The sequence below is a fragment of the Staphylococcus sp. McC-251-APC-3A2 genome (assembly GCF_009695665.1).
Classification (GTDB): Bacteria; Bacillota; Bacilli; order Staphylococcales; family Staphylococcaceae; genus Staphylococcus; species Staphylococcus cohnii.
This window is the reverse complement of sequence record NZ_VUNO01000002.1, coordinates 36911-50970: the sequence shown is the minus strand read 5'-3', so window position 1 is coordinate 50970 and position 14060 is coordinate 36911. Positions and strand designations below refer to the sequence as shown.

At 35.0% G+C, this 14060-nt stretch carries 23 protein-coding genes; 21 read left to right on the top strand and 2 right to left on the bottom strand.

Annotation, left to right across the window (positions count from 1 at the left end):
* Nucleotides 1-54 precede the first annotated feature (54 nt).
* Entirely contained in the window at nt 55-924 is an 870-nt protein-coding gene (locus FYJ81_RS05180; protein ID WP_107383909.1) for a GNAT family N-acetyltransferase, read from the bottom strand.
* A gap of 122 nt (nt 925-1046) precedes the next feature.
* On the opposite strand from FYJ81_RS05180, the gene FYJ81_RS05175 reads away from it, so the two are divergent.
* The gene (locus tag FYJ81_RS05175; RefSeq protein WP_107383908.1) at nt 1047-3185 is read left to right on the top strand and encodes a DNA topoisomerase III; all 2139 of its coding nucleotides are present in this window, start codon (nt 1047-1049) and stop codon (nt 3183-3185) included.
* Between the two features lie 111 nt (nt 3186-3296).
* Nucleotides 3297-4631 carry an NCS2 family permease gene (locus tag FYJ81_RS05170; protein ID WP_040029981.1) on the top strand — a complete coding sequence of 445 codons (1335 nt, stop codon included), beginning with the start codon at nt 3297-3299 and terminating at the stop codon, nt 4629-4631.
* Nucleotides 4632-4760: 129 nt separating this feature from the next.
* Here FYJ81_RS05170 and FYJ81_RS05165 read toward each other — a convergent pair whose 3' ends face one another.
* Nucleotides 4761-5153 (bottom strand): hypothetical protein, encoded by a 393-nt coding sequence (locus FYJ81_RS05165; RefSeq protein WP_107383907.1) that lies wholly within the window; start codon nt 5151-5153, stop codon nt 4761-4763.
* A gap of 351 nt (nt 5154-5504) precedes the next feature.
* On the opposite strand from FYJ81_RS05165, the gene rpsJ reads away from it, so the two are divergent.
* The 19 genes from rpsJ (at nt 5505) to rpsE (ending at nt 14052) form a co-directional block, all read left to right on the top strand.
* On the top strand, nt 5505-5813 hold the full coding sequence (gene rpsJ, locus FYJ81_RS05160) for a 30S ribosomal protein S10 (protein ID WP_002482611.1): 309 nt from the start codon (nt 5505-5507) through the stop codon (nt 5811-5813).
* 27 nt (nt 5814-5840) lie between these two features.
* Nucleotides 5841-6500 carry a 50S ribosomal protein L3 gene (gene rplC, locus FYJ81_RS05155; protein WP_019468640.1) on the top strand — a complete coding sequence of 220 codons (660 nt, stop codon included), beginning with the start codon at nt 5841-5843 and terminating at the stop codon, nt 6498-6500.
* 27 nt (nt 6501-6527) lie between these two features.
* Complete coding sequence (gene rplD, locus FYJ81_RS05150) at nt 6528-7151, top strand: 50S ribosomal protein L4 (RefSeq protein WP_154409411.1); 624 nt, start codon at nt 6528-6530, stop codon at nt 7149-7151.
* On the top strand, nt 7151-7426 hold the full coding sequence (rplW, locus tag FYJ81_RS05145; protein WP_019468642.1) for a 50S ribosomal protein L23: 276 nt from the start codon (nt 7151-7153) through the stop codon (nt 7424-7426). The genes rplD and rplW overlap by 1 nt, the downstream gene beginning before the upstream one ends.
* 28 nt (nt 7427-7454) lie before the next feature.
* Nucleotides 7455-8288, top strand: a complete 834-nt coding sequence (rplB, locus tag FYJ81_RS05140; protein WP_107383906.1) for a 50S ribosomal protein L2 — start codon at nt 7455-7457, stop codon at nt 8286-8288.
* Nucleotides 8289-8352: 64 nt separating this feature from the next.
* A complete protein-coding gene (rpsS, locus tag FYJ81_RS05135) occupies nt 8353-8631 on the top strand; it encodes a 30S ribosomal protein S19 (RefSeq protein WP_019468644.1) in 279 nt (92 codons plus the stop codon).
* A 28-nt stretch (nt 8632-8659) separates the two neighbouring features.
* The gene (rplV, locus tag FYJ81_RS05130; RefSeq protein ID WP_019468645.1) at nt 8660-9013 is read left to right on the top strand and encodes a 50S ribosomal protein L22; all 354 of its coding nucleotides are present in this window, start codon (nt 8660-8662) and stop codon (nt 9011-9013) included.
* Nucleotides 9014-9036: 23 nt separating this feature from the next.
* Complete coding sequence (gene rpsC / locus FYJ81_RS05125) at nt 9037-9690, top strand: 30S ribosomal protein S3 (protein WP_019468646.1); 654 nt, start codon at nt 9037-9039, stop codon at nt 9688-9690.
* A gap of 2 nt (nt 9691-9692) precedes the next feature.
* Nucleotides 9693-10127, top strand: a complete 435-nt coding sequence (gene rplP / locus FYJ81_RS05120) for a 50S ribosomal protein L16 (RefSeq protein ID WP_019468647.1) — start codon at nt 9693-9695, stop codon at nt 10125-10127.
* Nucleotides 10117-10326, top strand: coding sequence for a 50S ribosomal protein L29 (gene rpmC / locus FYJ81_RS05115; protein ID WP_002482620.1), 210 nt, complete (start codon nt 10117-10119; stop codon nt 10324-10326). The genes rplP and rpmC overlap by 11 nt, the downstream gene beginning before the upstream one ends.
* Before the next feature lie 26 nt (nt 10327-10352).
* On the top strand, nt 10353-10616 hold the full coding sequence (gene rpsQ, locus FYJ81_RS05110) for a 30S ribosomal protein S17 (protein ID WP_019468648.1): 264 nt from the start codon (nt 10353-10355) through the stop codon (nt 10614-10616).
* A gap of 30 nt (nt 10617-10646) precedes the next feature.
* On the top strand, nt 10647-11015 hold the full coding sequence (gene rplN / locus FYJ81_RS05105; protein WP_019468649.1) for a 50S ribosomal protein L14: 369 nt from the start codon (nt 10647-10649) through the stop codon (nt 11013-11015).
* 41 nt (nt 11016-11056) lie between these two features.
* Nucleotides 11057-11377, top strand: a complete 321-nt coding sequence (rplX, locus tag FYJ81_RS05100) for a 50S ribosomal protein L24 (protein ID WP_107383905.1) — start codon at nt 11057-11059, stop codon at nt 11375-11377.
* Nucleotides 11378-11399: 22 nt separating this feature from the next.
* Nucleotides 11400-11939 (top strand): 50S ribosomal protein L5, encoded by a 540-nt coding sequence (gene rplE / locus FYJ81_RS05095; protein ID WP_026034769.1) that lies wholly within the window; start codon nt 11400-11402, stop codon nt 11937-11939.
* A gap of 21 nt (nt 11940-11960) precedes the next feature.
* Entirely contained in the window at nt 11961-12146 is a 186-nt protein-coding gene (locus FYJ81_RS05090; RefSeq protein WP_002482625.1) for a type Z 30S ribosomal protein S14, read from the top strand.
* Nucleotides 12147-12177: 31 nt separating this feature from the next.
* A complete protein-coding gene (gene rpsH / locus FYJ81_RS05085) occupies nt 12178-12576 on the top strand; it encodes a 30S ribosomal protein S8 (protein ID WP_019468652.1) in 399 nt (132 codons plus the stop codon).
* 27 nt (nt 12577-12603) lie between these two features.
* Nucleotides 12604-13140 carry a 50S ribosomal protein L6 gene (gene rplF, locus FYJ81_RS05080; protein ID WP_019468653.1) on the top strand — a complete coding sequence of 179 codons (537 nt, stop codon included), beginning with the start codon at nt 12604-12606 and terminating at the stop codon, nt 13138-13140.
* 31 nt (nt 13141-13171) lie between these two features.
* On the top strand, nt 13172-13534 hold the full coding sequence (gene rplR / locus FYJ81_RS05075; RefSeq protein ID WP_107383904.1) for a 50S ribosomal protein L18: 363 nt from the start codon (nt 13172-13174) through the stop codon (nt 13532-13534).
* Between the two features lie 20 nt (nt 13535-13554).
* Entirely contained in the window at nt 13555-14052 is a 498-nt protein-coding gene (rpsE, locus tag FYJ81_RS05070; RefSeq protein WP_019468655.1) for a 30S ribosomal protein S5, read from the top strand.
* Nucleotides 14053-14060: the final 8 nt, after the last annotated feature.

Genomic DNA, 14060 nt, shown 5'->3' with positions numbered 1-14060 from the left:
TTTAAAATAGTGTGTGTATATATTAAAAATGTAAAAATGTAGAACGCTTACAATTTAAATGTATGCCGCTACGTATTTGAATTTTTTATATTCATAATTAATGTTAAAACCTAATTCATTGAAACGCTCAACAAGCGTAGTATTTTTACTGCGTATTTTAAAATATATCTTATCAATATCAAATGTTGAAAAAGCAAAATGTAAAGAATATGAGAGTAAATCAAAAGCAATTCCCATTAACCTGTAATCAGAGTGAGAAGAAAAATATTTGATTTCAGCTACATTGTTATTTTCAGCGATTTCAAGATATAAATAGCCTTTTAATAACCCTTCAGACATGAATATAAATAGACGATGGTATTCATCTAATGATTTTACAATTTCGTCAGCAGTCATTACATCATGTTTGAATGTTTGATTGTGTAATTTACTAAAATAACGGTAATACGCAGGTTGGTATTCAATAATATTCTGTTCATTACCAACGTCGCCAATATCTTTCGTAGAAATGAGATAATAATCAGTAAAACTATAGGATGCACCTAAAGATTTCATAAATGGTAAATATGTTTGCTCATGTTCTTCAAATGAAAAATTAAAATTTGCAGTATCAGGTTTACTTTGCGCTAATGCATCGAAAAGTTGTGTCATCTCATCGATAGAAGGCTTGATGCTTTTGTCTATGAATGGTCCTAATACTTTATATTTATTGTCTTCGTATTTTAAAGCCAAAAGCAGCATTGTAATTTCATCTTGATTGTTCACTTGTGCAAATACACCTGGGTCTTGTATTGCATTGGTAATAACGGTCCTAATGTCATTATGCATTTGTGGCAATTTATACAAATAGGAAGCAGATTGATAGTTAGCATTATTCAAAAATTCCAAGATTTGATCGACATCGTTCGGATTTGTTGTTTTCATATAATACCTCCATATGATGAACTATTAAGTTAATTATAAGAACTTTTTCATGTAAATGGAAGTTTTGATGTGCTATATACATGTTACAATAAGAATATCATTGAAATTGAAAGGACGAAATTATGAAATCACTCATTATTGCTGAAAAACCGTCTGTAGGCAGAGATATTGCGCAAGCATTAAATATAAATGATAAACGTAATGGCTACTTCGAAAATAATAAGTATATTGTCACTTGGGCACTGGGGCATTTAGTTACAAATGCTACACCAGAACAATACGATGATAACTATAAAGAATGGAAGCTTAACGATCTCCCTATTATACCTAAACGTATGAAGACCGTTGTCATAAGCAAAACTAAAAAACAATTTTCTATTGTACAATCATTAATTAATAATAAAAATACAAAAGACATTATTATCGCAACAGATGCTGGTAGAGAAGGGGAACTTGTTGCGCGTTTAATTTTAGATAAATCTCATAATAAGAAACCTATCAAAAGATTGTGGATTAGCTCAGTAACTAAAAAGGCAATTAAGGATGGTTTTGCAAAATTACAAGATGGTCGCAAATTTAATAATTTATATTATGCAGCGCTTGCTCGTAGTGAAGCAGATTGGATTGTTGGTATCAATGCAACTCGTGCATTAACAACAAAATACGATGCGCAATTGTCACTTGGTAGGGTTCAAACGCCGACGATACAACTTGTTCAAATGAGACAAAATGAAATTAATCACTTTATACCGCAAACTTATTTTAAGATGAATATCGTTGCCGAAGGCCTCACATTCCAATGTATGACGCCGGAGTCTAGTAATGATAAATCAGTTTTTGAAAAGATAAAAAGTGAAGTTATTGATAAAGAAGGTTTGGTTGAAAGTATTAATAAAAAACATAAAAAATCATATGCACCTAAATTGTTTAATTTAACAGATTTACAACAAGAAGCCTATAAACGCTATCACTTTGGTCCAAAAGAAACATTGAATGTTTTACAGACATTATACGAAAGACACAAACTTGTAACTTACCCACGTACAGATTCTAACTATTTAACTGACGATATGGTAAGTACACTTAAAGATAGAATTCAAGCGATCATGGGAACATCATTGAAAGAAATTGCAAAATCTCAAATAGCACAATCATTTTCAACAAATGAAAAATTTATAAACAATCAAAAAGTATCTGATCATCATGCAATTATACCGACAGAAGTACGTCCTGATATGAATCAGCTCTCACAACGTGAAACAAAAATTTATCTGATGATTGCTCAAAGATTTTTAGAAAATCTTATGCCACCACATGAATACGAAGCTGTATCAATCAATATCGCAGCAGGGAATTATAAATTTGAATTTAAAGATAAAGTTACTAAAAAGTTAGGATTTAAAGCGATTTATGAAACTGAAGCAGCAGTCAACAAACAAATAGATAAAATAACCAAATCATCTAAATTGCACATAACACATCCTAAAATCGAACAACATGAAACAACACCACCATCATATTTTAATGAAGGTACTTTATTAAAAGCGATGGAAAGCCCTCAAAAATTCTTTAAATTAAATAATAAAAAATATAACGAAACATTGAAAGAAACAGGTGGGATTGGAACTGTTGCTACTAGAGCAGATATCATAGAAAAGTTATTTAACATGAATGCAATTGAATCTCGTGATGGTAAGATAAGAGTTACATCTAAAGGAAAGCAAATACTAGAACTTGCACCACAAAAATTAACATCACCATTATTAACTGCTGAGTGGGAAGAAAAACTATCATTAATAGAGCAAGGTAAATATAATGCCACTCAATTTATTTCTGAAATGAAATCTTTCACACATGAAGTCGTTAATGAAATCAAAGAAAGTGAACAAAATTATAAACACGATAATTTAACAACGACGGAATGTCCTACATGCGGCAAATTTATGATTAAAGTTAAAACTAAAAATGGTCAAATGCTCGTTTGTCAGGATCCTAAATGTAAAACTAAAAAGAATATTCAAAGAAAAACCAATGCACGTTGTCCAAATTGTCACAAAAAAATGATGTTGTTTGGAAAAGGCAAAGAAGCAGTTTATCGTTGTGTATGTGGCCATACTGAAACACAAGCACAAATGGATAAACGTCACAAAAACAAAAAATCAGATAAGGTTAACAAAAAAGATTTGAAAAAATATATGAATAACGATGATGGATTAGAGAACAATCCATTCCAAGATGCACTAAAAGGATTAAAATTTTAAATTAATCGAACGAAAAGTATAAATTTTAACAAGAAGTTCGTGTTTGCTATTGTAAAATAATGTAATTGGTATTAGAATGTGTAGGTATTTTAAAAAAAGGAGAACTAAACCGTGAAAAAGTATTTCAAGTTTGAAAAGCATAAAACAAACTATAAGAAAGAGATACTTGGTGGGCTTACAACTTTCTTGTCAATGGCATATATATTAGCTGTCAACCCTCAAGTACTTAGTTTAGCAGGCGTAAAAGGTGTTTCAGAAGATATGAAAATGGACCAAGGCGCTATTTTTGTTGCTACAGCATTAGCGGCTTTTGTCGGTTCTTTATTTATGGGCTTGATAGCTAGATATCCAATTGCCTTAGCACCTGGCATGGGCTTAAACGCATTTTTCGCATTTACAGTGGTATTAACAATGGGTATTCCATGGCAAGTTGGTTTGACCGGCGTGTTATTCTCTGGTGTGGTTTTTGCAATTTTGACTATGACTGGTTTAAGAGAGACCATTATTAACGCAATACCCTATCAAATGAAAATGGCAGTTTCAGCAGGTATTGGTTTATTTATTACTTTTGTTGGATTACAAAGTTCAGGAATCATCACTAATAATGATTCTACATTAGTAACTTTGGGTCATATCACTGATGGCCCTGTATTGTTAACGATATTCGGTATTATAATAACAGTGATATTATATGCTGTTAGAGTACCTGGTGCGATATTTATAGGTATGGTATTAACATCTATTTTAGGAATGCTTACAGGACTAATACATACGCCAAGTGGCATAGTGGGCAAAGTCCCTAGTATTGAGCCTACTTTCGGAGCTGCTTTTGAAGCATTTAAAGATCCTAGTCAATTGTTCACAGTACAATTTTTAATTGTAATTTTAACGTTTTTATTTATAGACTTCTTCGATACTGCAGGTACACTCGTTGCGGTGGCAACACAAGCAGGTATGATGAAGAATAATAAATTACCTAGAGCTGGTCGAGCATTATTTTCTGATTCATTAGCAACAATAGTTGGTTCAATTTTTGGGACGACAACAACAACTTCCTATATTGAGTCAACATCAGGTGTCGCTGTAGGAGCTCGTACAGGATTTGCTAGTGTTGTTACAGGTTTTTGTTTCTTATTAGCGATATTTTTCAGCCCTTTAATGGAAGTAGTAACAAGTGCAGTGACTACACCAGCGCTTGTAGTCGTAGGTGTATTAATGGCTGCTAATTTTGCGGAAATAGACTGGAAAAAATTCGAAGTTGCAGTACCGGCATTTATCACGATTATTATGATGCCGTTATCTTATTCAATCGCAACTGGTATTGCTTGTGGCTTCATCTTTTATCCAATAACAATGTTGATTTCTAAAAGACATAAAGAAGTCCACCCAATCATGTATGCTTTAATGATACTGTTTATATTATATTTTGTATTTGTTCACGGGTAAATAAAAAATCCCTTTGCAGTCGATCCATATCGAAGCAAAGGGATTTTTTATACGTGTTAATTATCTGTATTCAGTTTATAAAAAAGTCGTGTTTCTTCATTATAATATAATAATCATGGCTGTATAACTTTAAAATTTATTATTCTCTTGCTTTTGTTGCGTGTAAACAACTTTTGCATGCTTGTTTGGAACATAAAGCGGCGTAGAGAAAATAATCAAAACAAAGAACAACATCAAGAAAAATAAAACCCAATGGACAATCATCCCAACAAAAGGTATGAATGCTATAAAAGAACCAATAACACCTAACAATGGTATGATTAACATTGGTTTAATAGAATTTTGTTTATCAACTATTAATATAATCACGATTATAAAATAAAGTAATGCATTGATTAATAAAGGCTGCCAACCAAAACTGAAAATGATACTACCACCTAAAAATGGGATGCCATAAATAAACTCGCCAACAATTAATATTAAACTAAGGATTATAAGTGTCGTACGGATACCACTTTTCATTAATATTCACTCCTAACTAATAATAGTATAAACGAAATAAATCAAATGAAAATAAAAAAGGGCAAATAAACATTTAAAATTACAAAAACTAAAAATTTCCTAAAAGTGGTTGAACTGAATAAGTAGTTCAAGTATAATAACAAGGTATGTGTTAGGCAAATAGTAAAAACTTTTGCAGAAAAGCTTGATAAATCACTGCTTTTCATGTAACATATCTAATGTTGGACTTTAAGAACACGCGATGAAGCGAAAGGTTACTGACACACCCGGCCGCTTTGCCATGGCGCTGTGTGAGATAGTTTTCGTGGAGAAGTCTATCACTTAAATGTAGACGAATAAGGAGGGAAAATTATGGCAAAACAAAAAATCAGAATCAGATTAAAAGCTTATGATCACAGAGTTATCGATCAATCTGCAGAAAAAATTGTTGAAACAGCAAAACGTTCTGGTGCAGATGTGTCTGGACCAATTCCGTTACCGACTGAAAGATCAGTTTATACTGTAATTCGTGCCGTGCATAAGTATAAAGATTCACGTGAACAATTCGAACAACGTACACATAAACGCTTAATCGATATTGTTAACCCTACACCTAAAACAGTAGATGCTCTTATGGGCTTAAACTTACCATCTGGTGTAGACATCGAAATCAAATTATAATAGAAAAAATTAGGAGGTGGACTTTCGATGACCAAAGGAATCTTAGGAAGAAAAATCGGGATGACACAAGTTTTCGGAGAAAACGGTGATTTAATCCCTGTAACAGTAGTAGAAGCTAGTGAAAACGTAGTATTACAAAAGAAAACTGAAGAAGTAGATGGCTACAATGCAATCCAAGTAGGCTATGCTGATAAAGCAGCTTACAAAAAAGGAAGCAAGTCAAGCAAATATGCTAACAAGCCAGCTGAAGGCCATGCTAAAAAAGCAAGCTCAGCACCTAAGCGCTTCATTCGTGAATTCAGAAACGTTAATGTTGATGAATACGAAGTAGGTCAAGAAGTCTCAGTTGATACATTTGAAGCTGGTGACATCATTGATGTAACTGGCGTATCTAAAGGTAAAGGATTCCAAGGTGCTATCAAGCGTCATAACCAAGCACGTGGACCAATGTCACATGGTTCTCATTTCCATAGATCACCTGGTTCAGTAGGTATGGCATCTGATGCTTCAAAAGTTTTCAAAGGACAAAAAATGCCAGGACGTATGGGTGGAAACACTGTAACAGTCCAAAACTTAGAAGTAGTTCAAGTTGACACTGAAAACAATGTTATCTTAGTAAAAGGTAATGTACCAGGTCCGAAAAAAGGATACTTAGAAATCTCTTCATCAATTAAAGGTAATAAATAATTATAGAGCGAAAGGAGGAAATGCATAATGGCAAATTATGATGTATTAAAAGTAGATGGAACTAAATCAGGTTCAGTTGAATTAAACGATGCAGTATTTGCAATCGAACCAAACAATAACGTTCTTTTTGAAGCAATTAATTTACAACGTGCTTCATTACGCCAAGGTACACATGCTGTTAAGAACCGTTCAGCAGTACGTGGTGGTGGACGTAAACCATGGAGACAAAAAGGTACAGGACGTGCGCGTCAAGGTACTATTCGTGCGCCACAATGGCGTGGTGGTGGTATCGTATTCGGACCAACACCAAGAAGCTATGCTTACAAAATGCCTAAGAAAATGCGTCGTTTAGCATTACGTTCAGCATTATCTTTCAAAGCACAAGAAAATAGCTTAACAATTTTAGATGCATTAAGTTTTGAAGCTCCAAAAACAAAAGAATTCAAAACTGTACTTTCTAACTTAGAACAACCTACAAAAGTGTTAGTAGTTACTGAATCTGAAGATGTAAATGTTGCACTTTCAGCACGTAACATCCCTGGTGTTCAAGTAACAACTGCACAAGGTTTAAACGTTCTAGATTTAACAAGCGCTGATAGTGTAGTAATCACAGAAGCAGCTGCTAAAAAAGTTGAGGAGGTGCTCGGATAATGGAAGCAAGAGACGTTCTTAAGCGCCCCGTAATCACTGAAAAATCTTCAGTTGCAATGGCTGAAGACAAATATACATTCGATGTTGATACTCGTGCTAACAAGACACAAGTAAAAATCGCTGTAGAAGAAATCTTTGATGTAAAAGTTGATAGTGTAAATATCATTAACTACAAACCAAAGAAAAAACGTATGGGCCGTTACCAAGGCTATACTAACAAACGACGCGTAGCAATCGTTAAATTAAAAGAAGGATCAATCGATCTATTTAACTAAAAAATTACCAATAAGGAGGTAAACGACAATGGCTCTAAAAAAATATAAGCCAATTACTAACGGTCGTCGTAATATGACTAGTTTAGATTTCGCAGAAATTACGAAAACTACTCCTGAAAAGTCATTATTACAACCGCTACCGAAAAGAGCGGGACGAAATCACCAAGGTAAATTGACTGTTCGCCATCATGGCGGTGGACATAAACGTCAATACCGTGTAATTGATTTCAAACGTAACAAAGATGGTATCCAAGCAAAAGTTGATTCAATTCAATACGATCCAAACCGTTCAGCAAATATCGCATTGTTATTTTACGCTGATGGAGAAAAACGTTATATTATTGCACCTAAAAACTTAAAAGTAGGTCAAGTACTTGAAAGTGGTGCTGAAGCAGATATTAAAGTAGGTAATGCCCTACCACTACAAAATATTCCAGTAGGTACTGTTATTCATAACATCGAGTTGAAACCTGGCAGAGGTGGACAAATTGCTCGTTCTGCTGGTGCTAGTGCACAAGTATTAGGTAAAGAAGGAAAATATGTATTAATCAGATTAAGATCTGGCGAAGTTCGTATGATTCTTTCAACTTGTCGCGCTACTATTGGTCAAGTTGGTAATATCCAACACGAACTTGTTAACGTTGGTAAAGCTGGACGTTCAAGATGGAAAGGTATCCGTCCAACAGTTCGTGGTTCTGTAATGAACCCTAACGATCACCCACACGGTGGTGGTGAAGGACGCGCACCAATCGGTATGCCTTCTCCAATGTCACCTTGGGGCAAACCAACACTTGGTAAGAAAACACGTCGCGGTAAAAAATCATCAGATAAACTTATCGTTCGTGGACGTAAGAAAAAATAAAAATAACTTATTTGGGTGTGCGGCTTAAACGCTGCACGCACATAATAAGAAGGGAGGCGCCACTATGGCTCGTAGTATTAAAAAAGGACCTTTCGTTGACGATCACCTAATGAAAAAGGTAGAAGCTCAAAGCGGAAGCGAGAAAAAACAAGTAATCAAAACTTGGTCACGTCGTTCAACTATTTTCCCTGATTTCATCGGACATACATTCGCTGTATATGATGGACGTAAACATGTGCCTGTATTTGTAACAGAAGATATGGTTGGTCATAAACTTGGAGAGTTTGCACCAACACGTACATTTAAAGGTCACGTTGCAGACGATAAAAAAACAAGAAGATAATATCTAACAGGTAGAGGAGGAAATTGGAATGGAAGCAAAAGCGGTTGCTAAAACAATAAGAATCGCACCTCGTAAAGTTAGATTAGTATTAGATCTAATTAGAGGCAAAAGCGCTGGTGAAGCGATAGCGATTTTAAAATTAACAAACAAGGCTTCATCACCAGTAATTGAAAAATTATTAATGTCCGCTTTAGCTAATGCAGAACATAACTATGATATGAACACAGATGAATTAATAGTTAAAGAAGCTTATGCTAATGAAGGACCAACTTTAAAACGTTTCCGTCCACGTGCACAAGGTAGTGCAAGTGCGATCAACAAACGTACAAGCCACATTACAATCGTCGTAAGTGACGGTAAAGAAGAAGCTAAAGAAGCTTAATAAAATCTTAAGGAGGGAACACTGTGGGTCAAAAAATTAATCCAATTGGACTTCGTGTCGGTGTAATCCGTGATTGGGAAGCTAAATGGTATGCAGAAAAAGACTTCGCATCATTATTACACGAAGATTTAAAAATCCGTAAGTTTATTGATAACGCATTAAGTGAAGCATCAGTTTCTCATGTAGAAATTGAACGTGCAGCTAATCGTATCAACATCGCTATTCACACTGGTAAACCAGGTATGGTAATCGGTAAAGGCGGTTCAGAAATCGAAAAACTTCGTAACAAATTAAATTCATTAACAAATAAAAAAGTACACATCAACGTAATTGAAATCAAAAAAGTTGATTTAGATGCTAAATTGGTAGCAGAAAATATTGCGCGTCAATTAGAAAACCGTGCATCATTCCGTCGTGTACAAAAACAAGCTATTACAAGAGCGATGAAACAAGGCGCTAAAGGTATCAAAACACAAGTATCTGGTCGTTTAGCTGGTGCTGATATCGCTCGTGCAGAACAATATTCAGAAGGAACTGTTCCACTTCATACACTACGTGCTGACATAGGCTATGCACACGCAGAAGCAGACACAACTTATGGTAAGTTAGGTGTCAAAGTGTGGATTTATCGTGGAGAAGTTCTTCCTACTAAGAACACTAGTGAAGGAGGAAAATAATAATGTTACTACCAAAACGTGTTAAATATCGTCGTCAACATCGTCCTAAAACAACTGGTCGTTCTAAAGGCGGTAACTATGTAACATTTGGTGAGTATGGTTTACAAGCAACTACAACGTCTTGGATCACATCTCGTCAAATCGAATCAGCTCGTATTGCAATGACTCGTTATATGAAACGTGGCGGGAAAGTTTGGATCAAAATCTTCCCACATACACCTTACACTAAAAAACCTTTAGAAGTTCGTATGGGTGCTGGTAAAGGTGCCGTTGAAGGCTGGATTGCAGTTGCAAAACCAGGTAGAATTTTATTTGAAGTTGCAGGCGTAAACGAAGAAGTTGCGCGTGAAGCATTACGTTTAGCTAGTCACAAACTTCCAGTTAAAACTAAGTTTGTAAAACGTGAAGAATTGGGTGGTGAAACAAATGAAAGCTAAGGAAATTAGAGACTTAACCACTTCTGAAATCGAAGAACAAATCAAATCTTCAAAAGAGGAGCTTTTTAACCTACGCTTTCAGTTAGCTACAGGTCAATTAGAGGAAACTGCACGTATTCGTACAGTAAGAAAAACGATTGCACGTCTAAAAACTGTTGCTCGTGAAAGAGAAATTGAACAAGGTAAGGCTAATCAATAATCAAATTGAAAGAGGAGGTTACTAAAGTGAGCGAAAGAAATGATCGTAAAGTTTATGTAGGTAGAGTCGTTTCCGATAAAATGGATAAAACAGTAACTGTACTTGTTGAAACATACAAAACACACAAACTATATGGCAAACGAGTAAAATACTCTAAAAAATACAAAACACATGATGAAAACAACTCAGCTAAATTAGGGGACATCGTTAAGATTCAAGAAACACGTCCTTTATCAGCAACTAAGCGTTTCCGTTTAGTAGATATTGTTGAAGAATCAGTAATTATTTAATAAACAGTGAAGATAAAGGAGGTTTAACTCATGATCCAACAAGAAACACGATTAAAAGTAGCAGATAACTCTGGTGCACGTGAAGTACTTACAGTCAAAGTATTAGGTGGATCTGGTCGTAAAACAGCGAACATTGGTGACGTTATCGTCGTTACTGTTAAACATGCTACACCAGGCGGCGTTGTCAAAAAAGGTGAAGTAGTTAAAGCTGTTGTTGTACGTACTAAATCAGGTGTACGTCGTAATGACGGTTCATATATCAAATTTGATGAAAATGCATGTGTCATCATTCGTGACGACAAAGGCCCACGTGGTACTCGTATTTTTGGACCAGTTGCGCGTGAATTACGTGAAGGTAATTTCATGAAAATTGTATCATTAGCTCCAGAAGTACTTTAATAAATTATTTATAAATATATAAATTTAAGGAGGTGCCACACATGCATATCAAAAAAGGTGACAACGTAAAAGTTATCGCAGGTAAAGACAAAGGTAAAGAAGGTAAAGTAGTAGCTACAGAACCTAAAAAAGACCGTGTCGTTGTGGAAGGTGTTAACACTATTAAAAAACACCAAAAACCAACTCAATTTAATCCTGAAGGTGGAATCTTAGAAACAGAGGCAGCAATCCATGTTTCTAATGTACAATTATTAGACCCTAAAACGAATGAACCAACTCGCGTAGGTTTCAAATTCGAAGACGGTAAAAAAGTTAGAATCGCTAAAAAATCTGGCGAAGAAATCAAATCTAATAATGAATAACTAATTGAAAGGAGGATCCACTGTGAATCGTTTAAAAGAAAAATTTAATTCTGAAGTTACAACGGACTTAGTCAAAAAATTCAACTATAGTTCAGTAATGGAAGTACCAAAAATAGAAAAAATTGTAGTGAACATGGGTGTTGGTGATGCTGTACAAAACTCTAAAGTATTAGATGATGCTGTAGAAGAATTACAAGCTATCACTGGTCAAAAACCATTAGTAACTAAAGCGAAAAAATCTGTCGCTACATTCCGTTTACGTGAAGGTATGCCAATCGGCGCTAAAGTAACTTTACGTGGTGAAAGAATGTATGACTTTTTAGATAAATTAATTGCGGTATCACTTCCACGTGTTCGTGACTTCCGTGGTGTATCAAAATCAGCATTTGACGGTAGAGGTAACTACACTTTAGGTGTTAAAGAACAATTAATTTTCCCTGAAATCGACTATGACCGAGTAAGTAAAATACGAGGAATGGATATCGTTATCGTAACAACTGCTAACACTGACGAGGAAGCTCGTGAATTGTTAACACAATTCGGTATGCCATTTCAAAAATAATCTCTAAAGGAGGCTAATTAAGTGGCTAAAACTTCAATGGTTGCTAAGCAACAAAAAAAACAAAAGTTCCAAGTACGTGAATATACGCGTTGTGAACGCTGTGGTCGTCCACATTCTGTATATCGTAAATTTAAATTATGCCGTATTTGTTTCCGTGAATTAGCTTATAAAGGCCAAATCCCTGGCGTTCGTAAAGCTAGCTGGTAATAGAAAAAAGTCTGAAAGGAGGCAACATTCAATGACAATCAACGATCCAATTGCAGATATGCTAACTCGTGTAAGAAACGCAAACATGGTGCGCCATGATAAGTTAGAATTGCCTGCATCAAATATCAAAAAAGAAATTGCTGAAATATTAAAAAGTGAAGGTTTCATTAAAAACGTAGAATACGTTGAAGACGATAAACAAGGGGTTATTCGTTTATTCCTTAAATATGGTCAAAACAATGAACGTGTTATCACTGGATTAAAACGTATCTCAAAACCAGGTTTACGTGTTTATGCTAAAGCAAACGAAGTGCCTAAAGTGTTAAATGGTTTAGGTATTGCATTAGTTTCTACTTCTGAAGGTGTAATCACTGATAAAGAAGCAAGAAAACGTAATATTGGTGGAGAAATCTTAGGTTACGTTTGGTAATAATTAATAACAAGGAGGTGCGATAACATGAGTCGTGTTGGTAAAAAAATTATTGACATCCCTAGTGACGTTACAGTAACTATCGAAGGAAATACAGTTTCTGTTAAAGGTCCAAAAGGCGAATTATCACAAACAATGAATGAAAGAATGACATATAAGCAAGATGAAAACACATTAGAAGTTGTAAGACCAACTGATTCTCAAAATGACAGAACAGTTCATGGTACAACTCGTGCTTTGATTAATAATATGATTCTAGGTGTTAAAGATGGCTACAAAAAAACACTTGAACTTGTAGGTGTAGGTTACCGTGCTCAAATGCAAGGTAATGACCTAGTATTAAACGTTGGATACTCACACCCAGTTGAATTTAAAGCTGAAGATGGTATCACTTTCGGTGTTGATAAAAACACTACAGTAACTGTAGAAGGTATTTCAAAAGAACAAGTTGGAGCTATTGCTTCAAACATTCGTTCAGTAAGACCTCCAGAACCTTATAAAGGTAAAGGAATTCGTTACCAAGGTGAATACGTTCGCCGTAAAGAAGGTAAAACTGGTAAATAATAAATAACTTTCAGAAGAAAGGAGTAATAAAATGATCAGCAAAATTGATAAAAACAAAGTGCGTTTGAAAAGACATGCTCGTGTCCGTAACAAATTATCTGGCACTGCTGAAAAACCACGTTTAAATGTTTATCGTTCAAACAAACACATTTATGCACAAGTTATCGATGATGTTAATGGTAAAACATTAGCACAAGCTTCAACACAAGAAAAAGATCTAGCTAATGAAACTGGATCTAAAGTTGATTTATCAGCTAAAGTCGGCGAAACAATTGCTAAAAGAGCGAATGAAAAAGGCGTAAAAACAATTGTATTTGACCGCGGAGGATATTTATATCACGGACGTGTTAAAGCATTAGCAGATGCAGCTCGTGAAAATGGTTTACAATTTTAATTTAAAGGAGGGACATTTATATGGCTCGTAGAGAAGAAGCGAAAGAATTTGAAGAACGCGTTGTTACAATTAATCGTGTTGCAAAAGTTGTAAAAGGTGGTCGTAGTTTCCGTTTCAGCGCTTTAGTAGTAGTTGGAGATAAAAACGGTCGCGTTGGATTCGGTACTGGTAAAGCACAAGAGGTACCTGAAGCAATCAAAAAAGCAGTTGAAGCAGCTAAGAAAAACTTAGTTGAAGTTCCACGTGTCGAAGGTACAACTCCTCACATGATCACTGGACAATTCAGTTCAGGTAGTGTATTAATGAAACCAGCAGCTCCTGGTACTGGTGTTATTGCGGGTGGTCCTGTTCGTGCAGTATTAGAACTAGCAGGTATCACTGATATCTTAAGTAAATCTTTAGGTTCAAACACACCAATCAATATGGTGCGTGCAACAATTAATGGATTACAAAACCTTAAAAATGCTGAACAAGTTGCGAAATTACGTGGCAAGTCAGTAGAAGAATTATATAATTAAGGAGGGAA